The following is a 4278-nucleotide window of genomic DNA, read 5'->3' as shown; positions in this document are numbered from 1 at the left end:
GCAAGAGATCATCGACGCCCAAGTCGGTGAGATCGAGCAGATGACTACCTGGTTGGCTGAAAACGCCAACTGAGCCCACTTTGAGCCGCGCGGCATTGCCCGCGCGGCTTTCTCTCGGACATTCCTAGGATGACATCCTCAGAAGGGGACCGTGCAGCTTTTGACCTTCCCATGATAGGAAGCCCCATATATGTCTTATAGACAACACGGAGCTAAGCCCATGAACATCGGAGACGCGTCTTATCGTTCGGGCGTATCGGCCAAGATGATCCGCTACTACGAGCAGATCGGGCTGATCCCCGCAGCCGCGCGCACGGCTTCAGGGTATCGCGATTATGCCGATGCCGACGTCCACATGCTGCGGTTCATCGCGCGGGCGCGGGATCTTGGTTTTCCGATCAGTGAGATCACCGAACTGCTGGATCTGTGGCGTAACACTGACCGGCGCAGCGCTGACGTGAAGGCTCTGGCGCAAGCTCGGGCTCAGGACTTACGGCAGAAGATCATGCACCTGAAGGAGATGGCCGATACCTTGGAGGAACTGGCCCGATGTTGTGCAGGTGACGATCGCCCGGACTGCCCCATCCTGCAGAACCTGGAGACGCGGGCAGATCCGACGCAGGCCAACCGCAAACGGCGGATGCAAAAGCCAATGACGATCAAGGAAAGGCTTATATCATGATCAACAGACGTCTTTTTATCGGAACGCTGGCAGCGGCTCTGGCACCGGCAAGCGCTGTCCTGAGCGCCTTACCCATGCCTGAAAGCACCCTGATTGCAGTGGTTCGATCACCCGCCTGTGGCTGCTGCGGCGCGTGGATCGATCATTTGCGCGACGCCGGATTCACGGTCGAGGAAACCCTCTCGGATGACGTCGACGCATTCAAGGATCAGCATGCTGTGCCTCAGCCTCTTCGGTCCTGTCACACTGCTCTTGTCGATGGCTATGTCCTTGAGGGCCACGTTCCGGCAGACGCGATCCGCACCCTTCTGGATCAGAAGCCTGATGCGTTTGGTTTGGCGGTTCCCGGAATGCCGATCGGGTCGCCCGGCATGGAGATGGGCGATCAGACCGAACCGTTCGATGTCATCCTCTGGAACGCATCGGGCACTGACGTCTTTGCGCGATATTGAAGGTTGTCATGGCACAGCCTGCGTCGGGACGTGGCCGATCTGGAGACGAAATCTGATCTCAAAACCGGATCGCCTGCCGATCTGAGCGGGCAGGCCACTGCCCCCCGATCAGGTCGTTGATCACATCAGTGTTCCATGCGCTTGCACAGGATCACTCGGTGTCAGGCCCTTCCTTGCGGAAGGGCCTTTCGTCTGCCGTTCCTTATGCCGGTGCGAAACCAGCATCCGTCAGCACTGCGACCAACTGCTCACGCGACGCGGTCGAAGTGACATCGACCGTGTGCGTTGCAGGATCAGCTTTCACATCTGCTGCCGGATCGACGGACTGGATGGCCTTGGTGACGCCGCGCGCACAACCGCCACAGGTCATGGTTTCAATGTGGAACTGCATGAGGACCTCCTTTGAACATTGATCTCATCAGGCTCGAGATAGGGTTTCCAATGCTGGTAAGGTCAATGACAGAGCGCGCGATTGTATTCCGGCCTTCACGCTTGACCTTCCCATGATGGGAATGCCCATCTGTAAAAGCGGAACAAGCTTTAGAAGGTGATCCGTCATGAACATCAGCAGCAGCGACATGAAACCCGACCTGCATTCGACAGTCGTCTTGGACATAGAGGGCATGACCTGCGCGTCCTGTGTCGGACGAGTAGAGCGGGCGCTGAAGGCGGTACCGCGGGTCGAGACGGCATCCGTGAACCTCGCCACGGAACGGGCAGAGATCGCTGGTCTAAATCTGGACCGGTCAGCGCTGGTCAGGGCGGTCGAGACCGTCGGCTATGATGTCCGCTCACCCGCAATCGATCTGGCTATCGAGGGGATGACCTGTGCGTCCTGCGTGTCCCGGGTGGAACGCGCGCTGAAATCCGTGCCGGGCGTGACCGAGGCCACGGTCAACCTGGCCACCGAACGGGCCCATATCACTGGTCAGGCGGATGCCGCAGCCCTGATCCGCGCGATCGATAGCGCCGGCTATGACGCGCGGATCGCTGTCTCGGCCTCTGCGGTGTCGGATGAAGTCGCGGACCGGAAGGCAGCCGAGGAGGCAGCCTTGAAGCGCGACCTGTGGATCGCCGCGGCGCTGACGTTGCCCGTCTTCCTGCTTGAGATGGGCTCGCACCTGTTCACATGGGTGCATATGGCGGTGATGAACACCATCGGCATGCAGAACAGCTGGTATCTGCAGTTCGCCCTGACCACAGCAGTGCTGCTCGGCCCCGGGCGACGGTTCTACACCAAGGGCTTTCCCGCATTGGCCCGGCTGGCTCCGGACATGAACAGCCTGGTCGCGGTTGGCACTTCGGCAGCCTATGGCTATTCTCTGGTTGCCACCTTTGTTCCTGCCCTGCTGCCCGCAGGCACGGTGAATGTCTATTACGAGGCGGCGGCGGTCATCGTCACCCTGATCCTGCTTGGCCGGTATCTGGAGGCCCGCGCCAAGGGCCGGACCTCCGAGGCGATCAAGCGGCTTGTCGGCCTGCAGGCCAAGACGGCCCGGGTGGTCCGCGCCGACATCGTGATTGAAGTGCCGATTGCCGAAGTGCGGCCGGGCGATATCGTTGAGGTCCGCCCGGGCGAGCGGGTACCTGTCGACGGCGACGTGACGGACGGCGCCAGCTGGATCGACGAGAGCATGATCTCGGGTGAACCCGTCCCGGTCGAAAAGACCATCGGCAGCACCGTCACCGGCGGCACCATCAACCAGACCGGCGCCTTCACCTTTCGCGCCACTGCTGTCGGCGAGGCCACGATACTGGCGCAGATCATCCGCATGGTCGAGGCCGCTCAGGGCGGCAAGCTGCCGATCCAGGCGCTGGTGGACCGGGTGACGATGTGGTTCGTGCCGGCCGTGATGGCCTTGGCGACGCTGACCTTTGCCGTCTGGCTGATCGTCGGCCCCGATCCTGCACTGACCTTTGGGCTCGTAAATGCCGTGGCGGTGCTGATCATCGCCTGCCCCTGCGCGATGGGCCTTGCGACACCGACCTCGATCATGGTCGGCACCGGGCGGGGCGCAGAGCTGGGGATTCTGTTCCGGAAGGGAGAGGCGTTGCAGGCCCTTCAGGAGGTTCGCGTCGTGGCCTTCGACAAGACCGGAACGCTGACCGAAGGTCGCCCCCGACTGACCGACCTGAACCTCGCCCCCGGTTTCGATCGCGCCTCCGTGCTTGCGGCTGTTGCCGCCGTGGAGGCAAAGTCCGAACATCCGATCGCGCGCGCCATCGTTGCGGCAGCGGCCGAAGAGGGTCTGACATTGCCGCATGTGTCCGGGTTCACGTCGCAGACCGGCTATGGCGTCCAGGCGCAGGCGGGAACCCAAACGGTCGACATCGGCGCCGATCGCTTCATGACGAAGCTCGGTCTAGATGTAGCACTTTTCGCCGACGTCGCAGCGCAGTTGGCCGAAGAGGGTAAGTCCCCGCTCTATGCGGCCATCGATGGCCGTCTGGCAGCGATCCTGGCCGTGGCCGACCCGATCAAGAAGACGGCGCCGCAGGCCATCCGTGCCTTGCACGCGCTTGGCCTGAAGGTCGCGATGATCACCGGCGACAACGCCCGCACGGCGCAGGCCATCGCGCGCCAACTGGGCATCGATGAGGTCGTGGCCGAGGTGCTGCCCGACGGAAAGGTGGCCGCGGTCAAACGGCTGCAGGCACTTGGCCGGGTCGCTTATGTCGGCGATGGCATCAACGACGCCCCGGCCCTGGCCGAGGCTGATGTCGGTCTTGCCGTCGGCACGGGCACCGATATTGCGATCGAGGCCGCGGATGTGGTGCTGATGACCGGTCGTCTGACCGCCGTGTCGGACGCGATCGCGCTCTCTAAGGCCACGATGCGCAATATCCGGCAGAACCTGTTCTGGGCGTTCGCCTATAACGCCGCCCTGATCCCGGTGGCAGCAGGCGTGTTGTGGCCGGCCTTTGGCGTTCTTTTGTCACCAGTCTTTGCGGCCGGGGCCATGGCGCTGTCGTCCGTCTTTGTCCTTGGAAATGCCCTTCGGCTGAAGCGTTATTCACCTGGAGTGTTGCATGAAGTCTGAAAACCTCTAAAGAGCGGGGCCTTCCAGAGGCCCGGTTCTTTGCCAATATGATCCGCAGCTATGGGCGACCCCCCTGATCTTGCAGGGCGGTCGCCCCCGGCAT

4 protein-coding genes are annotated in these 4278 nt (G+C 62.3%); 3 read left to right on the top strand and 1 reads right to left on the bottom strand.

Annotated elements, in window-relative coordinates; all coding sequences use genetic code 11:
- Positions 1–220 precede the first annotated feature (220 nt).
- On the top strand, positions 221–682 hold the full coding sequence (gene cueR, locus ACFQDM_RS15820; protein ID WP_084693929.1) for a Cu(I)-responsive transcriptional regulator: 462 nt from the start codon (positions 221–223) through the stop codon (positions 680–682).
- Positions 679–1134, top strand: coding sequence for a DUF411 domain-containing protein (locus ACFQDM_RS15815; protein ID WP_377380679.1), 456 nt, complete (start codon positions 679–681; stop codon positions 1132–1134). The genes cueR and ACFQDM_RS15815 overlap by 4 nt, the downstream gene beginning before the upstream one ends.
- A 202-nt stretch (positions 1135–1336) precedes the next feature.
- On the opposite strand, the gene ACFQDM_RS15810 is transcribed toward ACFQDM_RS15815, so the two are convergent.
- Complete coding sequence (locus ACFQDM_RS15810) at positions 1337–1525, bottom strand: heavy-metal-associated domain-containing protein (RefSeq protein WP_046001742.1); 189 nt, start codon at positions 1523–1525, stop codon at positions 1337–1339.
- A 166-nt stretch (positions 1526–1691) separates the two neighbouring features.
- Between ACFQDM_RS15810 and ACFQDM_RS15805 the strand changes: the two genes are divergently transcribed.
- Positions 1692–4175: a heavy metal translocating P-type ATPase gene (locus ACFQDM_RS15805; RefSeq protein WP_377380676.1), complete on the top strand. Its 2484-nt coding sequence runs from the start codon at positions 1692–1694 to the stop codon at positions 4173–4175.
- Positions 4176–4278 lie beyond the last annotated feature (103 nt).

Source organism: Ponticaulis profundi (genome assembly GCF_042659465.1).
Lineage (GTDB): Bacteria > Pseudomonadota > Alphaproteobacteria > Caulobacterales > Hyphomonadaceae > Ponticaulis > Ponticaulis profundi.
Note: the sequence above shows the minus strand (reverse complement) of the source record. Positions and strands in the feature narration are given on the sequence as shown.